The sequence below is a fragment of the Streptomyces sp. Ac-502 genome (assembly GCF_045222935.1).
In the GTDB taxonomy this organism is placed as follows: domain Bacteria; phylum Actinomycetota; class Actinomycetes; order Streptomycetales; family Streptomycetaceae; genus Streptomyces; species Streptomyces monomycini.
In genome coordinates, this window is record NZ_JBHFFO010000001.1 from 7,184,573 (window position 1) to 7,200,869 (window position 16,297).

The 16,297-nt window shown below is 73.4% G+C and carries 10 protein-coding genes and 2 pseudogenes; 5 read left to right on the forward strand and 7 right to left on the reverse strand.

Annotated features, from left to right (window positions below; translation table 11 throughout):
- Positions 1-62 precede the first annotated feature (62 nt).
- Positions 63-1,040, reverse strand: a complete 978-nt coding sequence (locus ACEXOX_RS32820) for a GlxA family transcriptional regulator (RefSeq protein WP_406524597.1) — start codon at positions 1,038-1,040, stop codon at positions 63-65.
- Positions 1,041-1,125: 85 nt separating this feature from the next.
- Here ACEXOX_RS32820 and ACEXOX_RS32825 point away from each other — a divergent pair, with 85 nt between their 5' ends.
- A complete protein-coding gene (locus ACEXOX_RS32825) occupies positions 1,126-2,058 on the forward strand; it encodes an NADP-dependent oxidoreductase (protein WP_406526545.1) in 933 nt (310 codons plus the stop codon).
- 13 nt (positions 2,059-2,071) lie between these two features.
- Here ACEXOX_RS32825 and ACEXOX_RS32830 read toward each other — a convergent pair whose 3' ends face one another.
- The 4 genes from ACEXOX_RS32830 to ACEXOX_RS32845 form a co-directional block, all read right to left on the reverse strand.
- Positions 2,072-3,688 carry a histidine kinase gene (locus ACEXOX_RS32830; RefSeq protein WP_406524598.1) on the reverse strand — a complete coding sequence of 539 codons (1,617 nt, stop codon included), beginning with the start codon at positions 3,686-3,688 and terminating at the stop codon, positions 2,072-2,074.
- Between the two features lie 82 nt (positions 3,689-3,770).
- Entirely contained in the window at positions 3,771-4,445 is a 675-nt protein-coding gene (locus ACEXOX_RS32835; protein ID WP_406524599.1) for a response regulator, read from the reverse strand.
- A 157-nt stretch (positions 4,446-4,602) separates the two neighbouring features.
- Entirely contained in the window at positions 4,603-6,246 is a 1,644-nt protein-coding gene (locus tag ACEXOX_RS32840; RefSeq protein WP_406524600.1) for a M4 family metallopeptidase, read from the reverse strand.
- Positions 6,247-6,529: 283 nt separating this feature from the next.
- On the reverse strand, positions 6,530-8,737 hold the full coding sequence (locus tag ACEXOX_RS32845) for a M4 family metallopeptidase (protein WP_406526546.1): 2,208 nt from the start codon (positions 8,735-8,737) through the stop codon (positions 6,530-6,532).
- Between the two features lie 644 nt (positions 8,738-9,381).
- Here ACEXOX_RS32845 and ACEXOX_RS32850 point away from each other — a divergent pair.
- From ACEXOX_RS32850 to ACEXOX_RS32865, 4 genes are all read left to right on the forward strand, one after another.
- The gene (locus ACEXOX_RS32850; RefSeq protein ID WP_406524601.1) at positions 9,382-9,888 is read left to right on the forward strand and encodes a DinB family protein; all 507 of its coding nucleotides are present in this window, start codon (positions 9,382-9,384) and stop codon (positions 9,886-9,888) included.
- An 89-nt stretch (positions 9,889-9,977) separates the two neighbouring features.
- A complete protein-coding gene (locus tag ACEXOX_RS32855) occupies positions 9,978-10,865 on the forward strand; it encodes an RNA polymerase sigma-70 factor (protein WP_406524602.1) in 888 nt (295 codons plus the stop codon).
- Positions 10,866-10,919: 54 nt separating this feature from the next.
- Positions 10,920-11,105: a hypothetical protein gene (locus ACEXOX_RS32860; RefSeq protein WP_406524603.1), complete on the forward strand. Its 186-nt coding sequence runs from the start codon at positions 10,920-10,922 to the stop codon at positions 11,103-11,105.
- 44 nt (positions 11,106-11,149) lie between these two features.
- Positions 11,150-12,160: an NAD(P)/FAD-dependent oxidoreductase gene (locus ACEXOX_RS32865; RefSeq protein ID WP_406524604.1), complete on the forward strand. Its 1,011-nt coding sequence runs from the start codon at positions 11,150-11,152 to the stop codon at positions 12,158-12,160.
- A 131-nt stretch (positions 12,161-12,291) separates the two neighbouring features.
- On the opposite strand, the pseudogene ACEXOX_RS32870 reads toward ACEXOX_RS32865, so the two are convergent.
- Together ACEXOX_RS32870 and ACEXOX_RS32875 are read right to left on the reverse strand one after the other, a co-directional pair.
- Positions 12,292-14,279: pseudogene (locus tag ACEXOX_RS32870) on the reverse strand (ABC transporter ATP-binding protein).
- A gap of 55 nt (positions 14,280-14,334) precedes the next feature.
- Positions 14,335-16,224: pseudogene (locus tag ACEXOX_RS32875) on the reverse strand (ABC transporter ATP-binding protein); the annotation flags it as partial.
- Positions 16,225-16,297 lie beyond the last annotated feature (73 nt).

Consider the following 16,297-nt stretch of genomic DNA (forward strand, 5'->3'; position numbering starts at 1 on the left):
CGGCCGAAGCTAGACCGGCCGCACGGCCCCGTACAGCCGGCCGCCGGACACGCCGTGCGGAATCAGCCCGCGCCGACCGCCGGCCGGTCCGCCGCCGCGCGCGGTGCCCGGAACGTGCGCCGGTACGCCTGCGGCGAGACTCCGATCGCGGCGTGCAGGTGCTGGCGCAGGGACGCGCCGCCGGCGAAGCCGACCTGGCCGGCGACCAGGTCCACCGGCAGGTCGCTGGTCTCCAGCAGCTGGCGGGCGCGCAGCAGGCGCTGCTGGATGAGCCACCGGCCGGGGCTCAGGCCGGTCTCGTCGCGGAAGCGGCGGTTGAAGGTGCGCAGGCTCATCCCGGCGTGCTGGGCCAGCCGGGTCAGCGTCAGCGGTTCGTCCAGGTGCTCCAGGGCCCACTGCTGGGTGGCCGCGGTGCCGGTCGCGGTCGGCGCGGGCACCGGCTGCTCGACGTACTGGGCCTGGCCGCCGTCGCGGAACGGCGGCATGACGCAGGCGCGGGCCGCGTGGTTGGCGACCGCGCCGCCGTGGTCGGCGCGCACGATGTGCAGGCAGACGTCGATGCCGGACGCGGCGCCGGACGAGGTGAGGACGTCCCCGTCGTCGACGAAGAGCACGTCGGGGGTGAGCCTGACCCGCGGATACAGGCGGCGGAAATGGTCGCTGAGCTGCCAGTGGGTGGTGGCCGGGCGGCCGTCCAGCAGTCCGGCCGCGGCCAGGACGTACGCGCCGGTGCAGATGGACACCAGGCGCGTACCGGGCCGGATCGCCGCCAGCGCGGCCCGTACCGGCTCGGACAGTCCGGTGGGGACGTGGTCCGGGGCGATGGACGGGATCACCACGGTGTCGGCGGTGCGCAGGATCTCGGGGCCGTGCTCCACCGTGATCGAGAAGTCGGCGCCGCTGCGCACCGGGCCGCCGTCGGCCGAACAGGTCAGGACCTCGTACCGGCCGTCGGTGGCGTGGAACACCCGGGCCGGGATGCCGAGTTCGAAGGGGTAGACGCCGTCCAGGGCCAGGACCACCACACGATGAGGCTGCATGGCACGATCCTATCGAATGATGGCCATCGTGCCATTGTCGCATCTGCCGGGCCCGGTGATGCTGGACGGTATGAGCGAACACACCATGCGTGCCATCAGCCAGGACGTCACCGGCGGCCCCGAGGTCCTGAAGGAGATCGAACGTCCGCGCCCGGAGCCGGGCGTCGGCCAGATCCTGATCGCGGTCCGGGCCGCCGGGGTCAACCCCACCGACTGGAAGCACCGCGCGGACGGCCTCTTCGTCAGGACGCTGCCCCGCGTCCTGGGCTGGGACGTGTCCGGCGTCGTCGTCGCGGTCGGTATGGGCGTCACCCTGCACGAGCCGGGCGACGAGGTCTTCGGCATGGTCCCGTACCCGTACGGCGTCGGCACCCACGCCGAGTACGTCACCGGCCCCGCGCGGGCCTTCGTGCCCAAGCCCGCCGCCCTCGACCACGTCCAGGCGGGCGCCCTGCCGCTGGCCGCCCTCACCGCGTACCAGGCGCTGGTGGACACCGCGGACGTACGGCCCGGGCAGCGGGTCCTGATCCACGCGGCGGCGGGCGGCGTCGGCCACCTCGCCGTACAGATCGCCAAGGCCAAGGGCGCGCACGTGATCGGTACGGCCAGCGCCCCCAAGCACGACTTCCTGCGCTCCCTCGGCGCCGACGAGGTGATCGACTACCGGGAGACCGACTTCGCCGAGGCCGCCGGCCCGGTCGACGTCGTCCTGGACACCATCGGTGGTGACACCCTCACCCGCTCCCTGGGCGTGGTGCGCGAGGGCGGCACCGTCGTCTCGATCCTCGCCCGCAGCGCCCCCGAGGACACCGCGAAGGCCGCGGCGCGCGGCGTCCGCCTCGCGCTGCTGATCGTCGAGGCCGACCAGGCGGGCATGCGCGAGATCGCCGCCCTCGCCGAGTCCGGCGCGCTGCGGGCGCACATCGCCGCGACGTTCCCGCTGGAGCAGGCCGCGAAGGCGCACGAGATGGGTGAGAGCGGCCGTACCCAGGGGAAGATCGTCCTTGAGGTGAAGTGACGCGGCGGCCCGCTCACCCGGGCACCGGCCGGTCCCGGCGGTGGACGACGCCCTTCGACGCCAGCCGGCCGTCCGCGAAACAGAGCTGGTAGGCCACGTCCTCCGCGTACGGGCGGATGTAGTAGTACCGGCACGTGTGCCCCGGCGGCGGTTCGGGGGTGCCGTCCGGCGGTACGTCCATGGAGAAGAACGGCAGGCGCGACTCCACCGCCGCCCGGGCGTCGCCGGTCCGTATCCGGTCGTACGTCCCGCGGTCCAGGACCGACCAGGACGGGCTGACCAGCGCGAAGATCCCCATGAGCAGCAGCAGCCCGGTGAACAGCGCCGCGGGCACGGTCACCGTCTGCACCAGCCGCCGCCGCACCTGCTCACGGGCGGACGCCAGTTCCCGCTGCGACCGGCTCCACCGGGCGTGGTCGCCGGGGCCGCGTACCGGCGCCCGGCCGGTCGTCGGCAGCCGGGCCGCGACCTCGAAACCGCCCTCGGGAGTGGGCCCGGCCCGCAGCTCACCGCCCGCGAGCCGGACCCGTTCGTCCAGCCCCACCAGACCGCTGCCGCCCGTGCCCCGGCCCGGCACCGGTGCCGGGCCGGGCGGGGGCGGGGCGTTGGTCACCGTCACGTCCAGCCGTCGTCCGTCGCCGGACAGCCGTACGTCCACCGGCGCGCCCGGCGCGTGCTTGGCGGCGTTGGTCAGCCCCTCCTGCACCACCCGGTAGACCGCGCGCCCGCCCATCACCGGCATGGCCCCCTCGCCCGCCTCCACCGCGCCGTCCCGCCGCAGCGAGACGGCGAGGCCGGCCGACCGGGCGCGTTCGACCAGGGCCTCGACGCTGTCGGCGGCGGGCAGCCGGGAGGGTTCGGCGCGGTCGTCGGTGCGCAGTACGCCGATGACGTCCCGCAGGTGTTCGGCGGCCGTGCCGGCTGCCGCCCGCAGCTCGCCGACGGCCGCCCGCTGGTCGGGCGCCAGCCGCGGGTCGACCTCCAGGGCCCCGGCCCGCAGGGTGAGCAGCGCCAGTTCATGGCCGAGCGAGTCGTGCATGTCCCCGGCGATGCGGGCCCGTTCGCGCAGCCGGGTGCGGTCGGCGACCGCCTGCTGTTCGTGTTCCAGCCGCTCGGCGAGCTGCCAGCCCGTACGCACCAGGGCCGCGTACTGGCGGCGGTAGCGGCCGAGCAGCCACGGCAGGACGATGTTGAAGAGCAGGGTGAGCACGGCGGTGAACCAGGGCCACATGTTGCGGACGAGGACGACGCTCAGCGGCAGGCTGACGGCCGCGACGCCCGCGCAGAACCAGAGGGCGGCGCGAGCCCGTTCGAGCCGTACCCCGGCGAGGTACGCCAGGACGGCCAGCGCGGCGGTGTACTCGAACGTGAACAGGTCCCGGGTCGTCGCGAGCCCCAGCGCCACCGGCACGGCGAGCGCCACGAGCGGCCACTTCCGGCTCACCATCACCGCCGCCGCGAGCAGCGGGACGCCGAGCGCCGCCGTCGACGTCCGTACCTGGGACACCCCGTCGAAGGCGGCGGTGAGCGGTGCGGCCAACGCCGGCCAGAGGCAGAGATCCAGCAACCGAACCGCCCAGCGGGGGCGTTCGGCGGCGGGCGGCGCGAGCCGCGTCAGGCGAGTGAGCATGACGTCAGCTTCGCCGACCGGGCCGCTCCGGCGCCCCTGCCGAAAGTAAGGACCGGCGCGGGAAGCGGCGCCGGCGCCGGGCTCACGCGTCCCGCACCAGCCCCGCCTCGTACGCCAGGATCGCCGCCTGCACCCGGTTCTTCAGCCCCAGCCGCGCCAGGATCGCGCTGACGTACGCCTTGACCGTGCCCTCGACGACGAACAGCCGCCCGGCGATCTCCGCGTTCGACAGCCCGGCGCCCACCAGAGCCAGCACCTCGCGCTCGCGCTCGGTCAGCTCCTCGGTACGGGACCGCGCCGCGGCCGCCTTGCCCAGCGCCACCCCGCCGAACTGGCTGATGACGCGCCGCGCCACGGACGGCGAGAGGTACGCGCCGCCCTCGGCGGCCGCCCGCACCCCGGTGATCAGCTCGCGCGGGTCGCCGGTCTTCAGCAGGAAACCGCTGGCGCCGGAGCCCAGGGCGCTTGCCACGTACGCGTCCTCGGAGAAGGTCGTCAGCATCACCACCGCCGTCTCCGGCAGCACCCGGTTCAGTTCGGCCGCGGCGCCGAGGCCGTCCAGCCGCGGCATCCGGATGTCCAGCAGGCACACGTCGGGGCGGTGCCGCAGCGCCAGTTCCACCGCTGCGCGCCCGTCGGCCGCCTCCGCGACCACCTCGACGCCGGGCGAGGCCGTGAGGATGGCGCGCACCCCGGCCCGGATCATCGCCTCGTCGTCCGCCAGCAGTACCCGAACGGTCGCCCCCACATCGTTCATACGGGCCACCCTAGATCCTGTCGTCCCACGACCGGCCGCCGCCGGACACATGGAAGGGCGGTGTCCGAAGGGAGGTTGGGAGCCTCCGGACACCGCCCGGTCGTGGGGTCGTGCCCCAGGGGTAGGGCCTGCCCTCAGGGGCCGGCCGTTCCCGTCCTTACTTCACCGCGACGCCCGTCCACGCCGCCTCGACGCCCTTGACCTCGGCGCCGTCCGCGCCGTACAGGTCGGTGGCCGCCTTGACGGTCGCCTCGCGGGCGCCCTTGTAGTCGGTGTTCGAGGTCATGTACGTGGTCAGGGCCTTGAACCAGATCTTCTCGGCCTTGTCCCGGCCGATGCCCTCGACCTTCTTGCCGTCCGCGGTCGGGCTGTCGTACTTGACGCCGTCGATCTCCTTGGCGCCGCTGCCCTCGGACAGCAGGTAGAAGAAGTGGTTGGCGATGCCGGAGGAGTAGTGCACGTCGACGTTGCCGGCGTCCGGGCTCCAGCTGTCCAGGGACTGGCCGTCCTTGGAGGGCTTGTCCATGTAGCGCAGCGGCTTGCCGTCACCGGCGATGTCGAGCTTCTCGCCGATGAGGTAGTCGCCGGCGTCCTCCTTGTTCTTGGCGGAGAACTCCACGGCGGTGCCGAAGATGTCCGAGGTGGCCTCGTTCAGGCCGCCGGACTCGCCGCTGTAGGTGAGGTTGGCGGTGGCCGAGGTGACACCGTGGCTCATCTCGTGCGCCGCGACGTCGATCGAGGTGAGCGGCTTCTTGTTGCCCTCGCCGTCGCCGTACGTCATGCAGAAGCAGCTGTCGTCCCAGAACGCGTTGGAGTAGTTCTGGCCGTAGTGGACGCGGGAGGTCGCGCCCTTGCCGTCGCCCTTGATGCCCGCGCGGCCGTGCACGTTCTTGTAGTAGTCCCAGGTCAGCTGGGCACCGTAGGCGGCGTCGACGGCGGCGGTCGCCGGGTCGTCGGCCTTGCCGTTGCCCCACTTGTCGGTCTTGTTGGTGAAGAGCTTGCCCTCGCCGCTCTCGCTGCCGCCCAGGTTGAACGTGGAGTGGCCGCCACGCCCGTCGTCGGTCAGCTCGTAGCCGTCGCCGCCCTTCTTCGAGCCGATCTCGACGGAGCCGCTGTAGGTGCTGGTGCCGGCGCCGTTCTCGATCCCCTGGTACTGGAAGATCTTCTTGCCGGTGTCGGCGTCGGTGATGACGTGCAGCTGGTTGGGCGTGCCGTCCTTCTGGAAGCCGCCGACCACCGTGTCGTACGCGAGGACCGGCTTGCCGGAGGCGGCCCAGACGACCTTCTTGGGCGTCACGGCGGCGGCCTGCTTGGCGCCGAAGGACTTCGCGGTGCCCTGGGCGGCCTGCGCCGCGGCCTTCGGGGCGATCTTCGGGGTGGTCGAGGCGACGGCGATCTTCGCGCTGTTGGCCTTGGTGGTGCTCTTGACCGCACCGCCCTTGGCCCGGTGCACGATCAGGTCGCCGCCGAGGACGGGCAGTCCGGCGAAGGTGCGGTCGTAGCGGGTGTGGGTGGTGCCGTCGGCGTCCTTGACGACGTCCTTGACGACGAGCTTCTCCTGGGCGCTCAGGCCCAGTTCCCGCGCCGCCCGGGCCTTGGTGGCGCTCGCGTCGCGCAGCAGTTCGGCGCGGTGCGAGGCGGTCATCTGGACCGGTGAGGCCGCCGCGGCCTTGGCGGTGGTGCCGGGGCCGGTGGGGGAGGCGCCCGCGGTGCCGGCCGTGACGGCCGCTGCTATCAGTGCGCCGGCCGCTGCCAGCGAGATTCCGGTGGTACGGGCCTTACGGGACATGTGGGGGGACACGCGTGTGCTCCTTCGACTTTGCCAGGGGTGGGGGTGCAAAGCGATGCGGGTGGTGCTTGCGGGGGAGACTGCCATTCGAACGCGTGCATGTCAGGAGGGGGCCCGGAAGTTGGCGGGAAATCGTCCGTAGAGCGAACATCACTGTTCGTATGCCGGTGTTGCACGCAAAGAAACGGGCGTCGCCCCTGGTGGGAGCGACGCCCGGTCGTGCGGGTGCCGGAACGGTCAGGTGGGCCGCGGCGGTTGGCCCGCGCGCGGCCCGCCGTCACCTCGGAAGGTCAGCTCAGAAGGTCAGCTTCCAGCTGTTGATGTAACCGGTGTCCTGCTGGTAGACGTCCCGGACCCGCAGGTTCCAGGTGCCTTCAGCGGCCTCCGAGGAGGCGTTGACGGTGTACGACGCCTTGACGTTCGCCGTCGAGTCGGCCGCGTTGGAGTTCTTCAGCCGGTACGCCGTGCCGTCCGGGGCCACCAGGTCGATCACCAGGTCACCGCGGTAGGTGTGCACGATGTCCACGTCCACCTTCAGGGCGCTCGGCGCGTTGCCCGTCCGGGTCACCTTGATAGGCGAGTTGACCGCGCTGCCCGCGTCCGGGATCTGCACGTCGTCGAGGTTCTCGAAGACGTCACCGCCGCTGCCCGGCTTCACGGTCCAGGTGAAGCTGGTGGTGCCGGTCTTGTTGGCGGAGTCGGTGACGGTGACCGTCACGTTGCTGGTGCCCTCGGTGGTCGGGCTGCCCGAGATCAGCCCGGAGGCCTGGTCGATGCTCAGCCCGGCCGGCAGCCCGGTGGCCGCGTACTTCAGCGCGCCCGCGTTGCTGCTGGTGGCCTTGATCTGCAGGCTGGCGGGCTGGCCGATGGTGCTGGTCTGGTTGCCCGGGTTGGTCACGCTGACGCCGGTGTCCGGCACGCGCTGGCCGACGTTGACCGCCGCCCAGGTGTTGGCGACCGTGTTGTACGTCGCGCTGCCCTGGCCGAACAGCTCGGCCGCGGCGGACAGCGTCGCGGTACGGGCCGCCGCGTAGTTGGTGTTCGCGCTCATGTACTTGGTCAGCGCGGAGAACCAGATCTTCTCGGCGTTGGACCGGCCGATGCCGGGCACCGGCAGGTTGTCGTAGGTCGGGCTGTCGTAGTGGACGCCGTTGATGTCCTTGGGCCCGCTGCCCTCGGCCAGCAGGTAGAAGAAGTGGTTGGCCACACCGGACGAGTAGTGGACGTCGACGCCGCCGATGCCGGAGTACCAGTAGTCCTTGGACCGGCCGTCCTTGCTCGGCTTGTCCATGTAGCGCAGCGGCGTGCCGTTGCCGTTGATGTCGATTTCCTCGCCGATGAGGTAGTCACCGACGTCGCTGGGGTTGTTGGCGTTGAACTCGACGGCGGTGGCGAAGATGTCCGAGGTGCCCTCGTTCAGGCCGCCCGGCTCGCCGCTGTAGGTGAGGTTGGCGGTGGCCGAGGTGACGCCGTGGGTCATCTCGTGCGCCGCCACGTCGATCGAGGTCAGCGGCTTGACGTTGCCGGTGCCGTCGCCGTACGTCATGCAGAAGCAGCTGTCCTGCCAGAACGCGTTGACGTAGTTGTTGCCGTAGTGCACCCGGCTGTACGCGCCGACACCGTCGCCCCTGATGCCGCTGCGGCCGTGCACGTTCTTGTAGTAGTCCCAGGTCAGCGCCGCGCCGTAGTGCGCGTCCACACCGGCGGTCTGGGCGTTCTGCGGGGTGCCGTCACCCCATACGTCGTCCGGGTCGGAGAACAGCGTCCCGGTGCCGGAGGTGCCGCGGTTGAGGTTGTAGGTCTTGTGGTTGCCGCGGGTGGTGTCGGTCAGCGTGTACGAGGGCGCGGTGCCCAGGGTGACCTGGCCGCTGTACATGCTGTTGCCGGTGCCCTCCTGGACACCCTGGTACTCGTGGAGCTTCTCGCCGGTCGTGGCGTTCGTGATCACGTGCAGCTCGCTGGGCGTGGTGCCGTCCTCCTGGACGCCGCCGACGACCGTCTCGTACGCCAGTACCGGCTTGCCGTCGGCGACCCAGATGACCTTGCGCGGCTCCCGGGCGTCCGCCTTCTTCGCGCCCTGCGCCTTCGACGCCTTCAGCGCCTTCTCCTCCGCGGCGGCCGGCGCGAGCTTCGCGGTGGTGGTCGGCACGTCGAGCAGCGACCGCACCGCCTTGGTGACGCTGCGCAGCGTGCCGTTGGGCGCCTCGTGGACGACCAGGCCGCCGCCGAGCACCGGCAGTCCCGCGTAGGTGCGCTCGTAGCGGGTGTGCACACTGCCGTTGACGTCCTTGAGGACGTCCTTGACGACCAGCTTCTCCTTGGGGCCGAGCTTGAGCTGCTTGGCCGTCCCGGCGGTGCCGGCCTTGGCCTCCCGCAGCAGCTCCGCTCGCTGGGCGGGCGACAGTTTGGCGGGCAGCGCGCCCGGGTCGGGCTGCGCGGTGACCTGGCCGGGCCGTGGGGCGGCGGCCGTCCCGGCGCCTGCCTGCACGGTCACGGTCAGCATCGCGGCCATGGCGACCACGGCGCCGGTCGCGACGGCGCGCCTATGGGGGTGCGTCTCACACTGACTCCTTCTGCGGTGGCCGCGACCGGTGGGTGGGCGGCCGAGGGGGACCGGGCGGCGGAGTGACCGTCCGGGCAGAGCGAGGCAGAACACGTGGAACGTGTGGGGGAGACACCAGGTGCGGGTGGTCCGGGCCTTCGAGCGTCGGGCATCGAGCGTCGGGCGTCGAACATCGGGCATCGAGCGTCGAACGGGCCGTGGGTGCGGAGTGGTGCGCTGTGGGGCTCCGCGTAACGGATGCGGGGAAGAGTGCCACCCGGGGACCACGGTTGTCAGTGGCCGGTCAACAGTTGGCCGGAAAACGTCCGTAGAGCGGGGGACCGGGTCCGTATACAGGACGTGACGGTACGTCCATCCCCACCGGCCCCTCCCCGCACGGCCGCCCCGGCACACTGCGGTCCGCCAGGCAGTCCGGGCCGTACGCCCAAGGCGCATACACGTTCGACACACCGTCCGTCCGCCACCGCGGCGGCGAAGCGTCGTCTTCGGCCACCCGGACGGATCGCGATGGAGGGGGACGGAGCGGAACGCAAGTGCGGCGGCACGGCGCGCACGGCATGATCGGGCGGTCGAAAGGACAGCAGATGACCACCGGACGAACCGCCCCGCCGATGCGCGGGAGCGAACGCGAAACCCTCCGCGCCTACCTCGACTTCCACCGCGCGACGCTCGCCATGAAGTGCGACGGCCTGTCCGACGAGGACCTGCGCAGCCGGTCCATGCCGCCGTCCACGCTGAGCCTGCTCGGTCTCGTACGGCACCTGGCGGAGGTGGAACGCACCTGGTTCCGCCGGGTGATCGCCCAGGAGGACGTCCCCCTGGTCTGGTCGCCGGACGGCGACTTCCAGGCGGCGTACGACCCCGGCACGGCCACCCGCGAGGACGCGTTCACCGCCTGGCAGGCCGAAGTCGACCACGCCCGCCGCATCGAGAGCGCCGTGCCCTCCCTGGACGTGACCGCCCACGCGCCCCGCTGGGGCGCCGACGTCTCCCTGCGCGTCGTGATGCTCCACGTCATCCTCGAATACGCCCGCCACAACGGCCACGCCGACTTCCTGCGCGAGGGCATCGACGGGGTGGTGGGTCCCTGAGGAGCCCGTGCGGCCCACCGGACCCCCGCCCGCGCCTGTAACGGACGCCCGGCCTCCGGGGCCCCGGCCCGTCCTGACATGCTGCGGTCATGACCACGGAAGCCGCCGCAGAGTTCGAGACGCACCGGCCCCGGCTCTTCGCGCTCGCGTACCGGATGCTCGGTTCGGCGAGCGAGGCCGAGGACGTCGTGCAGGACACGTACCTGCGCTGGAGCGCGGCCGACCGGCCCGCCGTCCGCACCCCGGCCGCCTGGCTGACCAAGGTCATGACGAACCTCTGCGTCAACCGGCTCACCTCCGCCCGCGCCCGGCGCGAGCTGTACGTCGGGCCCTGGCTCCCCGAGCCGGTCCTGACCCGCACCGCCGACGGCCCGCTCGGCCCGCTGGAGACCGCCGAGCAGCGCGAGTCCGTCTCGCTCGCCCTGCTCACCCTGATGGAACGGCTCACCCCGGCCGAACGCGCCGTCTTCGTCCTGCGGGAGGCGTTCGGCCACAGCCACCGCGAGGCCGCCGAGGTCATCGGCGTCGAGGAGGCGCACGCCCGGCAGTTGCACCGCCGGGCCCGCGAACGGCTCGGCCGCCCGGGCCGGTTCGCGGTGGACGACACCCGGCGCAGGGAGACCGTCGAGCGTTTCTTCGCCGCCGCGCTCGACGGCGACCTGGCCGGACTGGAACGGCTGCTGGCCGACGAGGTGACCGCCTGGGCCGACGGCGGCGGCCGGGTCACCGCCGCGCGCCGGCCGATCACCGGGCGCGCGAAGGTGCTCCGCTACCTGCTCGGCCTGGGATCCGGCCCGGAGGCCGCGGTGGCCACCTTCCTGCCGGCCGAGGTCAACGGCGAACCGGCGCTGCTCGTCCTGCTGGACGGCACCCTGTTCGCCGTCGCCGTGCCGGAGATCCACGAGGGGCGGGTCAGCGCGGTCCGGACGATCCTCAACCCGGACAAGCTCGCCTTCGCCGCGGCCCAGCTCGTGTGATCCACCACACAGCGCGGGCTGTCACGGATCGGCCCGCCCGCCGGTTCAGGAGGCATGACACATCACCTCGTGGTTCTGGGAGCCGGGTACGCCGGACTGATCGCGGCGAAGGGCGCCGCCCGCAGACTGCGGCGCTCCGGCGGCGTACGCATCACCCTGGTCAACGCGTCGGACCGGTTCGTCGAGCGGGTCCGGCTGCACCAGCTCGCCGCGGGCCGGCCGCTGCGGGACCTCCCCTGAGCACCCTCCTCGCCGGTACGGGCATCCGGCTGGCCGTCGCCCGGGTGACCGCCGTCGACGCCGCCGCCCGTACGGTCCGGATCGACGCCGCACCGTACGTCCTCACCTACGACACCCTCGTGTACGCGCTGGGCAGCACGGCCGACACCACCACCGTCCCCGGAGCCGCCACGCACGCCTCGACGGTGGCCACCCACCAGGACGCGGTCCTCCTGCGCGCCCGCGCCCAGGAGGCCCGCGGCGCGCTGGCCGTCGTCGGAGGCGGCCTGACCGGCATCGAGGCGGCCGCCGAGCTGGCCGAGGCCCGACCGGGACGCACCGTCCACCTGGTCACCCAGGGCGAGATCGGCCCCGGACTCTCGGAGCGCGGCCGGCGCTACCTCCGCGGCGCCCTGCGGCGGCACGGCGTCACACTCCACGAGCACACCCGCGTCGGCGAGGTCACCGCACACGGCCTGGCCCTCGCCGACGGGGGCGGGGTCGCGGCCGACGCGGTCGTCTGGGCGGCCGGCTTCCGGGTGCCCGATCTGGCGCGCGAGGCCGGGCTCGCCGTAGACGACCGCGGCCTGATCACCGTCGGCCCGGACCTGCGCTCGCTCTCCCACCCGGAGGTCTTCGCGGCGGGCGACGCGGTGGCGGCGTACGGGCCCGACGGCTCCGCGTCCCGGATGTCCTGCCAGACGGGCCTGCCGATGGGCGCCCGCGCCGCGCGCAACGTCGCCGCCGCCCTCACCGGCCGCACCCCCAACCGCTCCGACTCCGCTACGTCGGCCAGAACATCAGCCTCGGCCGCCACGACGGCCTCACCCAGCTCACCCGCTCCGACGACAGCCCGGTGTCCGCCATCCTCACCGGCCGCGCCTCGGCCCGCTTCAAGGAGGCCGTCACGCGGGGGACGGTACTGGCCCTGCGCCGGTGAGGCGGGGCGGAGGACGCGCCGGGGCCGCCGGGACGGGCCCGGCGCCCCGGCCCCAGCCACCTTCCGCGGGGGCGGCAGGCGTCCGTTCGACATGGCGCTCGGCGCGGACGGTCCGCGGTGCGGTGTGCTGCACTAGGCCGCCGAGGAGTGCCGCGTGGCCCTGGGCCGGCCTCCGCGGACGCGCACGCCGCGTGACGGAAGTGCCCGACCGTGCCCGTGAGCACGCGCACGGGCTCGCGGAACCGCGGGAGCCGGATCGTCCGCGGCTCACACCACGCTCTCCCGCCACGCCTGGTGCAGCTCCGCGAAGCGGCCGCGGCCCGCGATCAGTTCGGCGGGGGTGCCGTCCTCGACGATGCGGCCGGCGGACATCACCAGGACCCGGTCGGCCGTCTCGACCGTGGACAGGCGGTGGGCGATGACCACCGCCGTCCGGCCGCGCAGGACCGTGTCCATGGCGTGCTGGACCGCACGTTCACCGGGGATGTCGAGGGAGCTGGTCGCCTCGTCGAGGATCAGTACGGACGGGTCGGCGAGCAGGGCGCGGGCGAAGGCGACGAGCTGGCGCTGACCTGCGGAGATCCGGCCGCCCCGCTTGCGTACGTCGGTGTCGTACCCGTCGGGCAGAGCGGCGATGAAGTCGTGGGCGCCGATGGCCCGCGCGGCCTGTTCGACTTCTTCGCGGGTGGCGTCGGGGCGGCCGATGGCGATGTTCTCGGCGACCGTGCCGGAGAACAGGAACGCTTCCTGGGTGACCATGACCACCGCGCGGCGCAGGTCGGCGGTGGACAGGTCGCGCAGGTCGACGCCGTCGACGCGGACGCTGCCGGTACGGAGGTCTTCCGTGCCCGTACGGGGTGGGGCGCTGGGAGACGGGTCGTAGAACCGGGCCAGCAGCTTGGCCAGGGTGGACTTGCCGGCGCCGGTGGAGCCGACGACGGCGACCGTTCGGCCCGCGGCGAGGGTGAGGCCGAAGCGCGGCAGCACCTCGCCGCCGGTGCGGTAGGAGAACCGTACGCCGTCGAAGGTGACCTCGCGGCCCGGCAGCGCGCCGGACCGCTCCGGCAGCGGCAGCGGATCGGTGGGCTCCGGGACGCTCGGACGCTGGGCGAGCAGCCCGGCGACCTTCCCCAGGGAAGCGGCGGCGGACTGGTAGGAGTTGAGGAACATCCCGAGACGGTCGATCGGGTCGTACAGGCGGCGCAGATAGAGCACCGCGGCCGCCAGGACACCCAGCGCCAGACTGCCCGAGGCCACCCGGTACGCGCCCCACAGCACCAGCGCGGCCACCGCGACGTTGGCCACCAGGCGCGAGGAGATGACGTACCGGGCCATCTCCAGTGCGGCGTCGCCGTTGGTGCGTTCGTGGCGGCCGTTCAGACGGGCGAACGCCGCGTCGTTGGCCCGCTCGCGCCGGAACGCCTGCACCGGGCGGATACCGTTGACCGTCTCCGCGAACTTCACGATGACGGCGGCCATCGCCGACGACTTCACGCTGTAGACGCGCTGGGAACGCCGCTGGAAGGAGCGGACGAGCAGGTAGAGCGGCCCGGCGGTGGCGACGGCGGCGGCCCCCAGACCCCAGTCGAGGTAGAGCAGCGTCGCCGTGATGTAGACCGTGGCCAGGACGATGGATATCAGCTCCTGGAGCCCTTCGTTCAGCAGCTCGCGCAGCGCCTCCACGTCGGTGGTGGCGCGGGAAATCAGCCGCCCGAGGTGTAGCGCTCGTGGAAGTCCAGGCTCAGCGCCTGGCCGTGCCGGAAGATGCGGCCCCGCAGGTCGAGCAGGACGTCCTGGCTGATCCGCGCGGCGAGCCGGACGAAGACGTACTGGAGTCCGCCGGCCGCCGACGCGCAGAGCAGGTAGGCCGCCGCCACCGCGATCAGCGGACCGTGGTCGTCCGCCCGCAGGGCCGGGACGGCGTGGTCGATGGCGAAGGCGACCAGCAGCGGTCCGGCCTGGACGGCGGCCTGCTGGAGCAGGAGGAGGACGGCCGCCGCCCACGCGGCTCGCGTGTGCGGGCGCAGCAGCGAGCCCAGCAGGCCGCGCGAGGCGCCCTCGGCGGTGGGCAGGAGGTCCTGGGCGAAGGCGTCGGGGGAGGTGTCGGGCGGCGTGCCGGGGGAGGTGTCGGGGGACGTGCCGGGAGACGCCTCCGGGGCGGCGGGGTCGGCCGGGCGAGGAGGCGACGGGTGGGGCGGGCGGCCCCCGTCCGGCCCGTCGCCCGTGGCCTTTCCGGTACCGGTGCTCGTGGTCATCGCCCGCTCCCTCTTCGTGCCGGGCGGCGCCCCCGTCTTCGTGCCCGGCGGCGCCCCCGCCGGCCGCCGTGCCGGACATCAGCGCCGCGTACTCGGCGTTCTCGCGCAGCAACTGGTGGTGGCTGCCGACGGCCGCGATCCGGCCGCCGGACAGCAGCGCCACCCGGTCGGCGAGCAGGACCGTGGACGGACGGTGCGCGACGACCAGGGCGGTGGTGGTCGCCAGCACCTGCCGCAGCGCCGCTTCGACCAGCGCCTCCGTATGGACGTCCAGCGCGGACAGCGGGTCGTCCAGAACCAGGAAGCGGGGCCGGCCGACCACCGCGCGGGCCAGCGCGAGCCGCTGCCGCTGCCCGCCGGACAGGCTCAGGCCCTGTTCGCCGACCTCGGTGCCGGGCCCGTCGGGGAGCGCGTCCACGAACCCGTCGGCCTGGGCGACGCGCAGGGCCCGCCGGAGGTCGTCGGGGCCTGCGCCCTCGCCGCCCATCAGGACGTTCTCCGCGGCGGTCGCGGAGAACAGGGTCGGCTCCTCGAAGGCCACCGCGACCCGGGCGCGCAGCTCGTCGCGGGGCAGCGCCGTGATGTCCGTGCCGTCCAGGGTGATGCGGCCGCCGGTCGTTTCGTGCAGCCGGGGGACGAGCGCGGTGAGCGTGGTCTTGCCGCTGCCGGTCGCGCCGACCAGGGCCATCGTCTCGCCGGGGCGGATGTGCAGGTCGACGCCCCGGAGGGTGGGCGGGGCGTCGGCGGGGGCGTCCGGGTGGCGGAAGGTGACGTTGTGGAAGGCGAGGCCGGTGGCTCCGGGGCCGGTGACGGGCGCCTGCTCCGCCGCCTCTCGGGCGTCGTCCCGGTCCGCCACCGGCTCGTCCAGGACGTCGAAGTACCGGTCGGTGGCCGCCGCCGCGTCGTTGCTCATGGCGAGCAGGAAGCCGATCGACTCCACCGGCCACATCAGGGCCAGGGCGGTGGACAGGAAGGCGACGAGGGTGCCGGCCGACAGGTCCCCGTCGGCCACCTGGACCGTACCGAGCACCAGCGCCGCCCCGAGGGCGAGTTCCGGCAGCGCCATGATGCAGGCCCACAGGGCGGCCAGCAGCCGGGCCTTGCGCAGCTCGGTGGTGCGCAGCCGGGCCGTCAGCTCCCGGAACGCGCGGGCCTGGCTGCGGTGCCGGCCGAACCCCTTGATGATCCGGATGCCGAGGACCGACTCCTCCACGACCGTGGTCACGTCGCCGACCTGGTCCTGGGCCCGCCGCGCGGCCACCGCGTACTTCGCCTCGAAGAGCGAGCACAGCACGATCAGCGGCACGATGGGGGTCAGCAGCACCAGCCCCAGCGACCACTGCTGCACCAGAAGGATCACGCAGCCCACCAGGATCGTGGTGGCGTTGACGATCAGGAACGTCAGCGGGAAGGCCAGGAACAGCCGCAGCAGTTGCAGGTCCGTGGTGCCCCGGGACAGCAGCTGGCCGGAGGCCCAGCGGTCGTGGAAGGCGACCGGCAGCCGCTGCACGTGCCGGTACAGGCTGTCGCGCATGGTGGCCTCGACGCGCGCCAGCGGCCGCGCCACCAGCCAGCGCCGCAGTCCGAACAGGCCCGCCTCCGCGAGGCCGAGCAGGAGCAGGTACCCGCCGCCCAGCCAGGCACCGCCCGGGTCCCGGTCGGCGACCGGCCCGTCCACGAGCCACTTGAGGACCAGGGGGATGACCAGTCCGATGCAGGACGCGAGCACCGCCACGAACGCCGCCGTGAACAGCCGCGCCCGCACCGGCCGGACGAACGGCCACAGCCGCAGCAGGGAGCGCACGGCGGAACGCCGGGCCGGAGGGGGTGGCCCGGCGGCGGAGTCGGAGCCGGGAGGGGCGTCGAGGTCGGGGTGGGCGTCAGGGTCGGGGGCGGGTCCGCCGGGCTGCTGCTGTCGTCGTGTCGCCTTCGCTGTATCGGCCATCGGTACCGAGAATACGTCCCGCCACTGACAACACTTACGGAGTTTCCGCCGTGCTACGGGCGGCAGTTGGGGA